We start from the raw sequence: 13,136 nt of genomic DNA on the forward strand, positions 1-13,136 counted from the left end.
TGTTAGATGAATATTGCTATTGAAAAATAGAGTCATAGTCATTTTCTGCCACATGCGGGGGCACAACGCGCTTGGTAAATGGCGCCGGGCTTTAGTCTCGACGATCCGATCGCCTTTACGACATCGCAGGCGCCACCCGCAAGCGATGTCGTCACCTCTGACTAGCCTTTCAGCAACTTCTGCGCCTGCCGCAAGCCATCAACGATCACCGCATACGCCTGGCGCCGGCTCTCTTCGTCCCGTGCGCGCAGCACATATGACGGGTGATACACGGTCACGACCCAGCGCCCGTCGCGTTCGATGGGCGTGCCGATCAGCGGCGTCATGCTGGCCGCGCCATCCTGCAGCACGGCTTTCAATGCCGTGCTGCCCAGCGCCACGATTACCTGTGGTTTGCCACGTTCGATCTCTTCTTCCAGCCAGCCATGACAGGCGAGGATTTCGCGCTGCGCAGGCGTCTTGTGCAGGCGGCGCTTGCCGCGCGGTTCCCACTTGAAATGCTTGACGGCATTGGTCAGATATAGGCTGTCGCGCGCCAGGCCCGCTTCCTGCATGGCCTGCTCGAGCACTGCGCCGGCCGGGCCCACAAAGGGCAAGCCCGCCAGGTCTTCCTGGTCGCCCGGCTGCTCGCCGACGAGCATGATGCGGGCGGTGTGCGGGCCGATGCCGGGCACGGCCTGGGTGGCGCTCTTCCATAACTCGCAGCGGCGGCACTGGTCCAGCGTCGTGGCAGTCGCGCGCGCGGGCTGGGCCCGCTCGGAGTTGATCTGGATCATGGCGGCGCCCTGGCGCTGTCCCACGCTGGCCGTCTGGCCCGTGCGGCGCTCGCCGTTGGCCGCACCGCTCAGCATGGCGGGCACGATGGCGCCTTCCGGCAGGTTTTTCCAGAAGCGCGATGGGATATGGCTGTGCAGCAAATCCGCATTCACGCGGGCCGGGTTGAAGATGCTGCGGTAGTAGGTCAGCCACAGGGCTTCGCCCGCATCGTCGATCTCGGCCGCACTGCGCAGCAGGGCCGGCCCCGCGTGCAGGGTGGCGCCATCCCACAGCATGCTGGCATCGGGCGTGGCGATCATCCAGCTGATGGAGCCCATGCGGCGCGCGAAGTGGCGCGCCACTTGCGGCAGCACCTCGTGCGTCGGTTCGAACCAGGCGACAAAACGCGGTGCCCCTTGCGCCTCGCCGCGTTCGCGGAAGCGCACGTAGGCGTGCATGTCGTGCTCTTCGCGCCGCACGGCCTTGGCCATGGCGTGCAGGCGCGCGCCGTCCGCGTCGGCCGGCGACATCACGTCGTGCTGGCCGTGCTGCCAGCGCCAGAGCACTTGATATAAAAACGCCCAGCGGTCGTGTACCTTGAAACAGGCGGCGGCCTGCAGCAGTTCCACCAGCTGGCGGGGCAGGCGCAGCATGGGGGCATCGGTAGCGGTCGCCTCTGGCGGGGAGGAAAACAGGTCGCCGCCGTCTGGCTGCGCGAGCCAGGCGACGTTAGCGGGCGGCACCTTGAGCGCGATCAATTCGCGTGCCGCCGCGCGCCACTCGTCGAAGGACTGCGCCAGCCGGACGACGGCGTTCATGCCGCCTGCAGCTCCGGCCACAGATGCATTTGCTGCGGCGCCTCCGCCATGGCGCTGCGCAGGTGTTCCGATGCCGTGGTGTCGCGCGCGGGAAAGTAGTCGGCCGTGATGATGAAGGGGGCGATTTTCTTCATGCTGCAGCGCAGGCGCGACAGGTCGGCGTAGCGCACCTGCCGCAGGCGGCGCAGGTCGACGATGCGCTGCGCGTTGCGCAGGCCGATGCCGGGCACGCGCGCGATCATGTGCTGCGCGGCGCGGTTCAAGTCCAGCGGAAAATGTTCGCGGTGCGCCAGCGCCCAGGCCAGCTTGGGATCGATGTCGAGCGCCAGGTTGCCGCCCGTGGCGGGCAGCAATTCGTTGGCCTGGAAACCGTAGCTGCGCAGCAAGAAATCGGCCTGGTACAGCCGGTGTTCGCGCAGCATCGGCGGCGGCGCCAGCGGCACGCTTTTCGGGCTGTCGGGGATGGGGCTGAAGGCGGAGTAGTACACGCGCTTGAGCTTGTAGCTGCCATACAGGGTCTCGGCCGTGGCGAGGATTTGCTGGTCGTCGCTGGCATCGGCGCCGACGATCATCTGCGTGCTTTGCCCGGCCGGCGCGAAGCGCGGCGAGCGCGGTTCTTCGGCCTTTTCATCGAGCTTGCGGCGGATGGCACCCATGGCCAGCTTGATCGTGTGTACGCTCTTTTCCGGCGCCAGTTTCTGCACGCTGTCCTGCGTGGGCAACTCGATGTTGACGCTGAGGCGGTCGGCATAGCGGCCCGCCTGCGCGATCAGGGCCGGATCGGCGTCGGGGATGGTTTTCAGGTGGATGTAGCCGCGGAACTGGTGCACCTCGCGCAGCTCGCGCGCCACCTGCACCAGCTGCTCCATCGTGTAGTCGGCCGACTGGATGATGCCGGAGCTGAGGAACAGGCCGTCGATGTAGTTGCGCAGGTAAAAGTCAGCCGTCAGCTTGACCACTTCGGCCACCGTAAACCGCGCGCGCGGCACGTTCGAGCTGCGGCGGTTGACGCAGTACTGGCAATCGTACAGGCAGTAATTCGTCAGCAGGATCTTGAGCAGCGAGACGCAGCGCCCGTCCGGCGTGTAGCTGTGGCAAATGCCCATGCCCGTGGTGGCGCCAAAGCCATCCTTGCCGATGGAATCGCGTTTGGGCGCGCCGCTGCTGGCGCAGGACGCATCGTACTTCGCCGCATCGGCGAGGATTTCCAGCTTGTCCGTCAATTCCATGGCTTGCCTCGATATACTGTGTTTATATACAGTATATCAGGGAATCCGCCTTGCGCAGGCTTGAGCTGATGCATGGCAGAACGTTATATATCGGTGTATATTACGGGCCTTGTTCTCTTCTCTTTAAGGATACGACCATGCGCCTCACTTCCCTCGCCAAGCTCCTCGGCACCGCCCTCCTCGCCACCGCCGCCTCGTCCGCCTTTGCCGGCGAAGTGGTGGTGTCGGCCGCGGCCAGCCTGACGAATGCGTTCAAGGATGCGGCGCAGGGCTATGAAGCGCAATATCCGGGCAGCAAGGTGTCCCTGAACTTCGCCGCCTCGGGCGTGCTGCTGCAGCAGATCGTCAAGGGCGCGCCCGTGGACGTGTTTGCTTCGGCCGACCAGGAAACCATGGACGCGGCGCAAAAGCAGGGCCTGGTGCTACCGGCCGACCGCCACGACTTCGTCAGCAACAGCCTGGTGCTGATCGTGCCGCACGACAGCAAGCTGGGCATCAAGGCGCTGGCCGACCTGACGCAGAAGGGCGTGACCCGCGTGGCCATCGCCAATCCGGCCAGCGTGCCCGTCGGCCGCTATTCGGAAGGCGCGCTGAAGAAGGCGAAATTGTGGGAGGCCGTGCAGCCCAAGGCCATCAGCACGCAGAACGTGCGCCAGTCGCTCGATTACGTGGCGCGCGGCGAAGTCGATGCGGGCTTCGTGTATGGCACCGACGCGGCCATCATGAAGGATAAAGTCAATGTGGTGCTGGAAGTGCCGCTGGAGGCGCCCGTGCTGTACCCGATCGCCACCATCAAGGATAGCGCCAACCAGGCCGAAGCGAAGCGTTTCGTCAGCTACCTGCAGACGGCGCCGGCGCAAGCCATCCTGGCCAAATACGGTTTCAAGAAGCCATAAGGCATACGACGGCAAATGGATATCGCCTGGACCGCGCTGGCCCTGTCGCTGAAGGTGGCGGCGTGGGCCACGGCGCTCAATTTGCTGCTCGGCATCGGTACGGGCTATCTGCTGGCGCGCACGCGCTTTCCCGGGCGCGAGCTGCTCGACGCCCTCCTGACGCTGCCCATGGTGATGCCGCCCACCGTGCTCGGCTATTACCTGCTGGTGCTGCTGGGTCGCCGCGGCACCCTGGGCATCTGGCTGCAGGACAACTTCGGCATCAACCTGATCTTTACGTGGCAGGGCGCCGTCATCGCTTCCACGGTGGTCGCCTTTCCCCTCGTCTTCAAGCCCGCGCGCGCCGCCTTCGAGGCCGTCGACGGCCAGCTGGAACAGGCCGCCCGCGTGCTGGGCATCTCGGAAATGGCGATTTTCTTCCGCGTGACCCTGCCGCTGGCCTGGCGCGGCATCCTGGCCGGCGTACTGCTGGGCTTCGTGCGCGCGCTGGGCGAGTTCGGCGCCACCCTGATGGTGGCCGGCAGCATTCCCGGCAAGACGCAGACCCTGTCCGTGGCCGTGTATGAAGCCGTGCAGGCGGGCCAGGACGACGTCGCCAACACCCTCGTGCTGATCACCTCCATCGTGTGTATCGTGGTGCTGCTGTCGGCTGGCCGCCTGGCGCCCGGGCGCATCGTTCACAAATGACGCCCATGCAACTCGACCTCGACCTCCGCGCCACCTTGCGCTCCGGCAAACGCCGTTTCGACATGCACGTGCAATGCACGTCGCACAGCCAGCGCATCGCCGTGTATGGCCCGTCCGGGGCCGGCAAGAGCATGACCCTGAAAGCCATTGCCGGACTTTTCACCCCGGACGCAGGCCATATCCGCCTCAACGGGCGCACCCTGTTCGATTCGGCCGGCGGCATCAATTTGCCGCCGCAGCAGCGCAACGTGGCCTACCTGTTCCAGGACTACGCCCTGTTCCCGCACCTGACGGTGCGCCAGAATGTGGGCTTCGGCCTGGCGCGCGGCTGGTTCAATCCGCGCGCGCGCGAAAAACTGCAGAAGGTCGATCACTGGCTGGACGCGTTTCACTTGCAGGAACTGGCACACCAGTTCCCCGACGAGTTGTCCGGAGGCCAGCGCCAAAGGGTGGCGCTGGCGAGGGCGCTCGTGGCCGAACCGGCCGCGCTGCTGCTCGACGAGCCGTTTGCCGCCCTCGATCCGGCCCTGCGTGTCAAAATGCGCCTGGAACTGAGCCAGTGGCAGCAGCGCCTGGACGTGCCCATGATCCTGATCACCCATGATCCGGAGGATGCGCGCATCCTGGGCGAACATGTGCTTTACTTGCGCGACGGTCAAATTGACAGCATGGAAGAAAATACGGCATTGGGTGAACGCATTGGATAAATCGGCGACAGCGGAAATCGGCCTGCAGGGCTCGGTATGGATGACGGTGGGCGGCGAGCACCTGGGAGGGGCCGGGCGCGTGGAATTGCTGGGCGCCATCGCCGAGTGCGGCTCCATCACGCAGGCGGCCAAGCTCGTCAAGATGAGCTACAAGGCGGCCTGGGACGCCATCGACGCCATGAACAACCTGGCTGGCGAACCGCTGGTCGAGCGCTTGACGGGCGGCAAGGGCGGCGGCGGCACGCGGCTGACGCAACGGGGACGCCAGCTGGTCGACAATTTTCGTATCATCGAGCGCGAGCATGCCCGCTACCTGCGCCAGCTGGGCAGCCAGGCGGAAGGCATCGCCGACGATCTTTTACTCATACGGAGAATGGCCATGAAAACCACCGCACGCAATCAATTCCTGGGCAAAGTTGCTGAACTGAAACAGGGTGCCGTCAACGATGAAGTCACCCTGGAATTGCCGGGCGGCCAGCATATCGTAGCCGTCGTCACGCAGGGCAGCAGCGCCAGCCTGGGCCTGGCGCCCGGCGCGGAAGCGTTTGCGCTGATCAAGGCCTCGTCCATCATCCTCGTGGCCGACAGCGCAGGGGCGCGCTTTTCGGCGCGCAACCAATTGGCCGGCACCGTCACGCGCGTGCAGACGGGCGCCGTCAACACGGAAGTGGTGCTGGACCTGTCGCGCGGCGGCACGATTGCCGCCATCATCACGAACCAGAGCAGCGCCGACCTGGGCATCGCCATCGGCAGCAGCGTGACGGCCATCTTCAAGGCGTCCAGCGTGATCCTGGGCGTGCCCGCCTAAACCCAAAGCAAGGACTGGGGGCGTACCCTGAAGGTATGACCCCGGCCTTTATCTGTTGGGTTCAAACGAGCCTAATCCTCCAGCCTGGACAGCCATTCGCGCGCCGCGGCTAGCGCCAGTTGCAGTTCCTCCCCCGCCCCCGACAGCAGCGCCGCCACCTCGTCGTGGCGGCCCGCGTCGATGGCTTCCTCGGTAGCGAAGGCGGCGCGGATCAGGCGTTTCGTGCCGAGGGTGCCCACGGAGCCGCGCAAGCCGTGCAGGATGCGCGCCACCTCGCTGTGGCGGCCCGCCTGCAAGGCCGTTTCGGCGTCGCGCACGGGCGTCATGCCCTTGTTCAGAGCATCTTCCACCATGCGCCGCAGCACCCCGCGGCCTTTCGCATCGCGGCCCATCACGCGCATCAGCGGCGCCATGGTAAACACCTCGTCATCGGCGGGCGGCGCGGCGCTGGCCGGCTGCGCCGGTGGCCGCTTGGGCAGGTGGCGCAGGATGACTTCCATCATCTCTTCCACCACGACGGGCTTGGCGATGAAATCGGTAATGCCGGCCGACATGCAGCGTTCGCGCTCGGAGGCCAGCACGCCGGCCGTCATGGCGATCACGGGCAGCTGCAGGCGCAGCTCCGTGCGGATCAGCTGGGTGGCGCTGAAACCGTCCATGACGGGCATCTGCATGTCCATCAGCACGATGTCGTAGCGCAGCGCTTCCGTGCGCAGCCGTTCCACGGCCTGCAAGCCGTCGCCCACCACGTCCAGGGTGGCGCCCATGTGTTCGAGGATGCCGCGCGCCACGGCCTGGTTCAAATGGTTGTCTTCCACCAGCAGGAAATGCACGCCGGCCAGTTCCGTCCCCAGCGGCTGGTGCAGCATGCGCTGCTCGCCGCCGTCGTTCTGCGCGATCAGCGCCTGGTGCAGGGCATCGAACAGGCTCGAGCCCGTGATGGGCTTCATCAGCACGACATCGGCCTCGGCCGCGCTGGAGATTTCCTCCAGGTGGTTGCGCGCAAAGGCGTTGACCATCACCACGATGGGCTGGCGCTGGCCTGACGCGGCTTGCCGGATGGCCTTGGCCGTGGCCAGGCCATCCATGACGGGCATGTGCCAGTCGGCCAGCACCACGTCGTAGGGCTGCTGCTGCGCCAGGCGTTCGCGGTACAGCTCGATGGCGGCAAAGCCCGAATCGACCTCGTCCGCATCCCAGCCCCAGGCATGGATCAGCTTGACGATCAGCTCGCGCGTGGTGCGGTTGTCGTCGGCCACCAGGAGGCGCAGCGGCCCCAGGGTGGGCGTGCGGCGCGCTTCGGCCGGCGGCGCCAGCACCTCGAACGGCACGCTGAACCAGAAGCGGCTGCCCTTGCCTTCGCTGCTGGCGACGGCGATTTCGCCGCCCATCATGTGGATCAGGTGCTTGCTGATGGCCAGGCCCAGGCCCGTGCCGCCGAAGCGCCGCGTGATGCTCTGGTCGCCCTGCGAAAAGGCCGTGAACAGCTGGGCCTGCTGCTGGGCCGTCATGCCGATGCCCGTGTCGCGCACCTCGAAGCGCAGCCAGGCCTGTTCAGTGTCGCCCTCGGCCAGGCTGACGGCCACCACCACTTCGCCGCTCTCGGTAAACTTGATGGCGTTGCCGGCCAGGTTGACGAGGATTTGCTGCAGGCGCTGGGCGTCGCCGACGAGGCGGCGCGGCACGTCGGGCTCGACGGCGATGGCCAGCTCCAGCTCTTTCTCGCCCGCGTTCATGGTCATCGTCGTGGCCAGCGTATTCATGACCTCGTCGAGGTCGAATTCGACGGGCGACAAGTCCATGCGGCGCGCCTCGATCTTGGAAAAATCGAGCACATCGTTGAGGATGCCCAACAGGGACTGCCCCGCCACGCGTACCATGGTCAGGTACTTGCGCTGTTCGATGTTGAGCTTGGTATTTCCCAACAGATACACCATGCCCAGCACGGCGTTCAGGGGCGTGCGGATTTCATGGCTCATGTTGGCGACGAAGTCGCTCTTGGCGCGGTTGGCCGCCTCGGCGCGGTCGCGTTCCTGCTCCAGCTCCAGGGCGCGCGTCTCGACCTCCTGCTGCAGCCGGTCGCGCTCGCTCATCAGGCCGTTGAACGCCTCCGTCAGTTCGCCGATCTCGTCGCGCTGCTGCACCGGCACGGGGGTAAAGCGCTTGCCCGAGGCGCGCAGGGACAGCAGCGTGTCGCGCAGGCGCACCAGGGGCGACAGCAGGCGCACGGTCACCCAGCCCAGCACGGCCGCGGCCAGCAGCGAGGCGCAGATGCTCCACAGCACCAGGCGCGACAGCACGCCGTCGAATGGTTCGAAGGCATCGGCCACGGGCAGCGAGGCGGCCAGCAGCCAGTTCACCGACTTCAAGCGCTTGAAGCTGTTGACGCCCGTGATGCCGCGGCTGTTGGTGCTGACCATGCTGCCTTCGCCGTCTTCCTTGAGCAGCTGCGTGGTGACGACGTTGGCGCCCGCCGCGCGCGGCTGCAGCAAACGGCTGGGGTCGGGATGCAGCACGTAGCGGGGCACGGCTTCGCGCGTGAGGATGAAAAAATAGCCGCTCTTGCCCACCTTGGCCGTGCGCAAACGCCCCAGCATGTTGTCCTTGTACAGGCGCAGCACGCCGATGACGATGCCGGCCACCTCGCCGTTGTTGTCCAGCACGGGGGCGACCATCTGCACGATGGGCAAATGGCTGGTCTTGCCCAGCATCGGTTCCGTGATCATGGCCTGCTTGGTGCGCATGACGGTCTGGAAATAGCCGCGGTCGGCTACGTCGGTGCCGTTGCGCCCCTGCACCTCGGGCACGTTGGCCACCACCTTGCCCTGCGTATCGAGCACGAGCACGTCGTCGAACAGGGCCAGCATGGTGCGCTGCGTGTAGTAGTCACGCAATGCGCCGGCGTCGGCCATCAGGGCGGGCGGCTGGTGGCGCGCCGTCTGGGTGACGATGTCGAGCAGCATGGCCAGCTTGTCGTCGAGTTCCTCGGCCGTGCGCTCGATCAGCGCCGTTTGCTGGCTCAGCAGCACTTGCGTGAAATCGTCGCGCATGTGCTTGACCTGCACCACGGTGACCACGGCGATCATGGCGATCGAGGTCAGGCTGGTGGCCAGCGCGACTTTTGCTTTAATGCCGAGAGGCTTCATGATTTCCTTTGAGTACCCGGAGGCACAGGCGGCAGATAATGCTGTCAGGAATTTTCCTATCAATACTTCAACTTGGCAAGCGCAGGCCGCGTAATTTTCCGCGCTGGAACGGGCTTTTGACGATGTTGCCATAAAATTAAATGCCGGACGTCGTTTATTCAGCGAAATTACGGTGAATTGCCGTGAAATTGGCACATGGCAACGCACTATGCAGTAAACTTGTTATTGCATTTTCTAAAAGGGTCTGACATGACAGAAGCGCTACTCTCTCCAGCCGTGCCCGCCGTGAACGTGGAAGCGTTGCGTGCGCGCTGCTCGACGTGCAGCATGCATCAATTGTGCCTGCCGATGGGACTCGACGTGGGCGACATGGACCGGCTCGACCAGATCATCGGCCGCCGCCGCAAGGTCGCGCGCGGCGCCTCGCTGTTCCGCATCGGCGACTCGTTCCAGAACCTGTACGCCATCCGCCTGGGCCACTTCAAGACGTACCAGATCAATCCAGGCGGCGAAGAACAGGTGACGGGTTTCCAGATGGCTGGCGAACTGCTGGGCATGGACGCCATCAGCGCCGACCGCCACCACTGCAATGCCGTGGCGCTGGAAGACAGCGAAGTGTGTGAAATCCCGTTTTCCAGCCTGGAACAATTGCTGGGCAATATGCCCACGCTGCTGCGGCATTTCCATCGCATGATGAGCCAGGAAATCACGCGCGAGCAAAGCGTGATGCTGTTGCTGGGCAATATGCAGGCGACGCAGCGCTTTGCCGCCTTCATCGTCAACCTGGCGTCGCGCTACGAGGCGCGGGGCTACTCGGGCAGCAAGTTCCAGCTGCGCATGTCGCGCGAGGAAATCGGCAATTACCTGGGACTGACCATCGAGAGCGTCAGCCGTTTATTGTCGAAATTCAAGAAGGAAGGCTGGCTGCGCGTCTCTAATCGCGAAATTGAAATCCTGCAGCCCGCGAAATTGAAAGCCATTACGGCCGGCACGGATACTTGTAAATAGGCCTACAGTTCCTCGTCCGCGTGCAGCGCGATGCTGCGCTGCAGGGGCCAGGTCCAGATGCCGGACAGGCGCCATTCGCGCTTGTCGTTTTCCACCAGCACCTGCCAGCGGCTGCGCTCGAGCATCGGCAGGGCCACCGAGAAATTGCCGGCCGCATCGGGCTGCACCAGCAGCCTGATATCCTTCTCCGGCAACGTCGCATGCGCCAGGTGCAGCTGCAAGGGCGCCTGGTAAGCCTTGCCGAAGCTGTGCACGGCGCCGCTCAGGCGCGCCTGCGCCACGTCGTAGGACAGGCGCGTATCCATCGCCAGGTTGCTGGCAACCGTATCGCGCCGCAAGTCCTGGTTGATGGCCTTGCCCTGCTTGTAATAATCGCCCACCACCAGCGCGTCCGGCTGCGTAAACGCGATATACGCCATGCAGCTGCCGACGACGACGGACAGGCCGGGGCCGACCATCAGCAGCCATGGCCAGCGATGCTTGTACCAGGGCGCCACGGGGGCTTGCAGTTTCAGACTGTCGGACATTTTATTCTCCTGTTTAAGCGGCCAATCCCCATGCGGGGATTGGCCTTCCTACATTACCGCGGCACGATGAACACCGCGTTTTCCCGCACATGCAGCGACGGGTCGTCCAGCGATTGCAGTTCGATGGCAATCTTGTTCGAGCCCTTCTCGCCCACGCCGTGCGGCACGCGCAGGCGGATGGGCCAGCCCAGGGTTTCCGTCGGCTGCAGGGTCACTTCGTCGCGCGTCAGCAGGGTCAGGCCCGGCAGGCCGGAGACGCTGATCCTGAAATGCTGGCTTTGCTCCGAGGTGTTCATGATCTGCAGGCGGTAGACGTTCTCGATCATGCCGTCTTCCACTTCGCGTCCCATGGAGCCGCGGTCGCGGATCACGTCCATTTTCAATGGCGTGCGCAGGGCCAGCGAGGTACACACGGCGATGATGATCAGGGCCAGGATGGACGTGTAGATCAGCACGCGCGGGCGCATGGCGCGCCGGCGGATCTGCTGCGAGTTGAAGTTGTTTTCCATCGCATGGTCGGTACTGTAGCGTACCAGGCCACGGGGCCGGTCGACCTTGTCCATCACGCTGTTGCAGGCATCCACGCAGGCGGCGCAGCCGATGCATTCATACTGCAGGCCGTTGCGGATATCGATGCCGGTCGGACACACCTGCACGCACAGGGTGCAGTCGATGCAGTCGCCCAGCTTGGCATCGGGCGCCTTCTTGTTCAGCGCGCCGCGCGGTTCGCCCCGCTTGGCATCGTAGGTGATGATCAGGGTATCCTGGTCGAACATGGCGCTCTGGAAGCGCGCGTAGGGGCACATGTACTTGCACACCTGCTCGCGCAGCCAGCCCGCGTTGCCGTAGGTTGCCAGGCTGTAGAACAAGACCCAGAACCATTCCCAGGGACCGAAATTGAGGGTGGTCACCGCCTGCGCCAGTTCCTTGATCGGCGTGAAGTAGCCGACAAAGGTAAAGCCCGTCCACAGGGCGATGGCGCCCCACACCAGGTGCTTGGCCGTCTTCTTGAACGCCTTGCGCAGGGACGGACCCTGCTTGTCGAGGGCCATGCGCGCGCTGCGCGTGCCCTCGATGTGGCGTTCGACCCACAGGAAGATTTCCGTGTATACCGTTTGCGGGCAAGAGAACCCGCACCATACCCGCCCGGCAATGGCCGTGACGAGGAACAACAAATACGCACAGATGATCAGCAGGGCCGCCAGGTAGATGAAATCCTGGGGCCACAGCACGACGCCGAAAATGTAGAACTTGCGCGTGGTCAAATCGAACAGCAGGGCTTGCCTGCCATTCCAGGTCAACCACGGCAAGCCGTAGAACGCCAGCTGGGTAAGCCATACGCATACCCATCGCCAGGTAGCGTAGCGTCCTTTGGCCTCGCGAGGGTAGATTTGCTCGCGGGCCGCATACATCTTGATGACTTGAGGTTCCATTACATCATTTCACGGGCGTCTGGGGATTCGACAGGCTCCAGACATACGCCGACAGCACGTGTACCTTGGATTCGCCGAGGAAGTCGCTGAAGGCCGGCATGGTGTTGTTGCGACCCTTGCGTACGGTTTCCATGATGGTATCGGCGCTGCCGCCGTACAGCCAGATCTTGTCCGTCAGGTTAGGCGAACCGAGCATCTGGTTGCCCTTCGCATCGGCGCCATGACAGGCCATGCAGGCGCCGAACTTGGCCTTGCCCAGCACGGACTTGACGGGGTCCGAGGTGGAACCGGACAGGCTCAGCACATAATGGGCCACGTTCTCGACATCCTTTTCGGAACCCAGCGCGGCGCCCATCGGCGGCATTTGCCCATTGCGCCCGTGCATGATGGTGGTCTTGATGGTGGCCGGATCGCCGCCATACAGCCAGTCCTTGTCCGTCAGGTTGGGGAAGCCCTTGTTGCCGCGCGCATCCGAACCGTGGCATTGCGCGCAGTAGGTCAGGAACAGACGCTGGCCGATCGCTTGCGCCTGCGGATCGGCGGCCACCGTCTTCAGGTCCTGGCCCAGGTACTTGTTGAACAGGGGGCCGTACTCGGCTTCCGCCTTTTTCAGCTCTTCCTCGTACTGGCCCGAGGATTTCCAGCCCAGGCTGCCTGCGTACGTGCCCAGGCCCGGATACAGGAACAGGTAGGCCAGTGCGAAGACGATGGTGATGTAGAACAGCCACATCCACCAGCGCGGCATCGGCGTGTTGAGTTCCTTCAAGTCCTCGTCCCAGACGTGGCCCGTGGTGCCGTCGGCGGGGGCGCCGGCGGCCACTTTCACTTTCGACTGCGAGTACAGCAGCACGCCGCAGCCGATGATGCCCAGCAGGGACAGCACGACGATGTAGATATTCCAGAAGCCATTGGTAAAGTCAGCCATGGTTGCGCTCCTTCGCCAGGTTCGTCTCGGCCTCGGCCGGATAGTCGAGCGCCTCGTCGGCGAACGGCAGGCGCGCCGCCGCGTCGAAGTCGCTGTTGCTGCGGCTGAACGTCCACCACAGGATGCCGACGAAGGTGGTAAAGGAAACCACCGTCATGACGCTGCTGGCGCTGTCAAACAGGTTTTCGATAGCCAT

General features: G+C 64.5%; 12 protein-coding genes. 5 read left to right on the top strand and 7 right to left on the bottom strand.

What is annotated here, in order from left to right:
• Positions 1-161: 161 nt before the first annotated feature.
• Positions 162-1,574, bottom strand: a complete 1,413-nt coding sequence (locus tag AC07VL_RS15100; protein WP_494806588.1) for a UdgX family uracil-DNA binding protein — start codon at positions 1,572-1,574, stop codon at positions 162-164.
• Complete coding sequence (locus AC07VL_RS15105; RefSeq protein ID WP_494806589.1) at positions 1,571-2,803, bottom strand: putative DNA modification/repair radical SAM protein; 1,233 nt, start codon at positions 2,801-2,803, stop codon at positions 1,571-1,573. The genes AC07VL_RS15100 and AC07VL_RS15105 overlap by 4 nt, the downstream gene beginning before the upstream one ends.
• Before the next feature lie 137 nt (positions 2,804-2,940).
• On the opposite strand from AC07VL_RS15105, the gene modA reads away from it, so the two are divergent.
• The 4 genes from modA to AC07VL_RS15125 are packed head-to-tail and all read left to right on the top strand — an operon-like array spanning position 2,941 to position 5,901.
• Positions 2,941-3,699 carry a molybdate ABC transporter substrate-binding protein gene (modA, locus tag AC07VL_RS15110; protein ID WP_494806590.1) on the top strand — a complete coding sequence of 253 codons (759 nt, stop codon included), beginning with the start codon at positions 2,941-2,943 and terminating at the stop codon, positions 3,697-3,699.
• Positions 3,700-3,714: 15 nt separating this feature from the next.
• Complete coding sequence (gene modB / locus AC07VL_RS15115) at positions 3,715-4,386, top strand: molybdate ABC transporter permease subunit (protein ID WP_290604876.1); 672 nt, start codon at positions 3,715-3,717, stop codon at positions 4,384-4,386.
• Positions 4,387-4,391: 5 nt separating this feature from the next.
• A complete protein-coding gene (locus AC07VL_RS15120) occupies positions 4,392-5,093 on the top strand; it encodes a sulfate/molybdate ABC transporter ATP-binding protein (protein WP_494806591.1) in 702 nt (233 codons plus the stop codon).
• 40 nt (positions 5,094-5,133) lie between these two features.
• Positions 5,134-5,901 carry a TOBE domain-containing protein gene (locus tag AC07VL_RS15125; RefSeq protein ID WP_494806646.1) on the top strand — a complete coding sequence of 256 codons (768 nt, stop codon included), beginning with the start codon at positions 5,134-5,136 and terminating at the stop codon, positions 5,899-5,901.
• A 71-nt stretch (positions 5,902-5,972) separates the two neighbouring features.
• On the opposite strand, the gene AC07VL_RS15130 is transcribed toward AC07VL_RS15125, so the two are convergent.
• Positions 5,973-9,047, bottom strand: coding sequence for a response regulator (locus AC07VL_RS15130; RefSeq protein WP_494806592.1), 3,075 nt, complete (start codon positions 9,045-9,047; stop codon positions 5,973-5,975).
• A gap of 249 nt (positions 9,048-9,296) precedes the next feature.
• On the opposite strand from AC07VL_RS15130, the gene fnr reads away from it, so the two are divergent.
• Positions 9,297-10,055 carry a fumarate/nitrate reduction transcriptional regulator Fnr gene (gene fnr / locus AC07VL_RS15135; RefSeq protein ID WP_494806593.1) on the top strand — a complete coding sequence of 253 codons (759 nt, stop codon included), beginning with the start codon at positions 9,297-9,299 and terminating at the stop codon, positions 10,053-10,055.
• Between the two features lie 2 nt (positions 10,056-10,057).
• Here fnr and AC07VL_RS15140 read toward each other — a convergent pair whose 3' ends face one another.
• The 4 genes from AC07VL_RS15140 to AC07VL_RS15155 are packed head-to-tail and all read right to left on the bottom strand — an operon-like array spanning position 10,058 to position 13,136.
• Complete coding sequence (locus AC07VL_RS15140) at positions 10,058-10,582, bottom strand: FixH family protein (RefSeq protein WP_494806594.1); 525 nt, start codon at positions 10,580-10,582, stop codon at positions 10,058-10,060.
• A gap of 53 nt (positions 10,583-10,635) precedes the next feature.
• Positions 10,636-12,015 carry a cytochrome c oxidase accessory protein CcoG gene (gene ccoG / locus AC07VL_RS15145; protein WP_494806595.1) on the bottom strand — a complete coding sequence of 460 codons (1,380 nt, stop codon included), beginning with the start codon at positions 12,013-12,015 and terminating at the stop codon, positions 10,636-10,638.
• A gap of 4 nt (positions 12,016-12,019) precedes the next feature.
• Complete coding sequence (ccoP, locus tag AC07VL_RS15150) at positions 12,020-12,940, bottom strand: cytochrome-c oxidase, cbb3-type subunit III (RefSeq protein WP_494806596.1); 921 nt, start codon at positions 12,938-12,940, stop codon at positions 12,020-12,022.
• Positions 12,933-13,136, bottom strand: coding sequence for a cbb3-type cytochrome oxidase subunit 3 (locus AC07VL_RS15155; RefSeq protein WP_494806597.1), 204 nt, complete (start codon positions 13,134-13,136; stop codon positions 12,933-12,935). The genes ccoP and AC07VL_RS15155 overlap by 8 nt, the downstream gene beginning before the upstream one ends.

The sequence above is a fragment of the Janthinobacterium sp. GW821-FHT03C08 genome, from assembly GCF_059420905.1.

Bases quoted from the DNA above. Each gene is read 5' to 3' on its own strand.
- AC07VL_RS15100 (WP_494806588.1), bottom strand. From the start codon at position 1,574: ATGAACGCCGTCGTCCGGCTGGCGCAGTCCTTCGACGAGTGGCGCGCG.
- AC07VL_RS15105 (WP_494806589.1), bottom strand. From the start codon at position 2,803: ATGGAATTGACGGACAAGCTGGAAATCCTCGCCGATGCGGCGAAGTAC.
- modA (WP_494806590.1), top strand. From the start codon at position 2,941: ATGCGCCTCACTTCCCTCGCCAAGCTCCTCGGCACCGCCCTCCTCGCC.
- modB (WP_290604876.1), top strand. From the start codon at position 3,715: ATGGATATCGCCTGGACCGCGCTGGCCCTGTCGCTGAAGGTGGCGGCG.
- AC07VL_RS15120 (WP_494806591.1), top strand. From the start codon at position 4,392: ATGCAACTCGACCTCGACCTCCGCGCCACCTTGCGCTCCGGCAAACGC.
- AC07VL_RS15125 (WP_494806646.1), top strand. From the start codon at position 5,134: ATGACGGTGGGCGGCGAGCACCTGGGAGGGGCCGGGCGCGTGGAATTG.
- AC07VL_RS15130 (WP_494806592.1), bottom strand. From the start codon at position 9,047: ATGAAGCCTCTCGGCATTAAAGCAAAAGTCGCGCTGGCCACCAGCCTG.
- fnr (WP_494806593.1), top strand. From the start codon at position 9,297: ATGACAGAAGCGCTACTCTCTCCAGCCGTGCCCGCCGTGAACGTGGAA.
- AC07VL_RS15140 (WP_494806594.1), bottom strand. From the start codon at position 10,582: ATGTCCGACAGTCTGAAACTGCAAGCCCCCGTGGCGCCCTGGTACAAG.
- ccoG (WP_494806595.1), bottom strand. From the start codon at position 12,015: ATGGAACCTCAAGTCATCAAGATGTATGCGGCCCGCGAGCAAATCTAC.
- ccoP (WP_494806596.1), bottom strand. From the start codon at position 12,940: ATGGCTGACTTTACCAATGGCTTCTGGAATATCTACATCGTCGTGCTG.
- AC07VL_RS15155 (WP_494806597.1), bottom strand. From the start codon at position 13,136: ATGGCTATCGAAAACCTGTTTGACAGCGCCAGCAGCGTCATGACGGTG.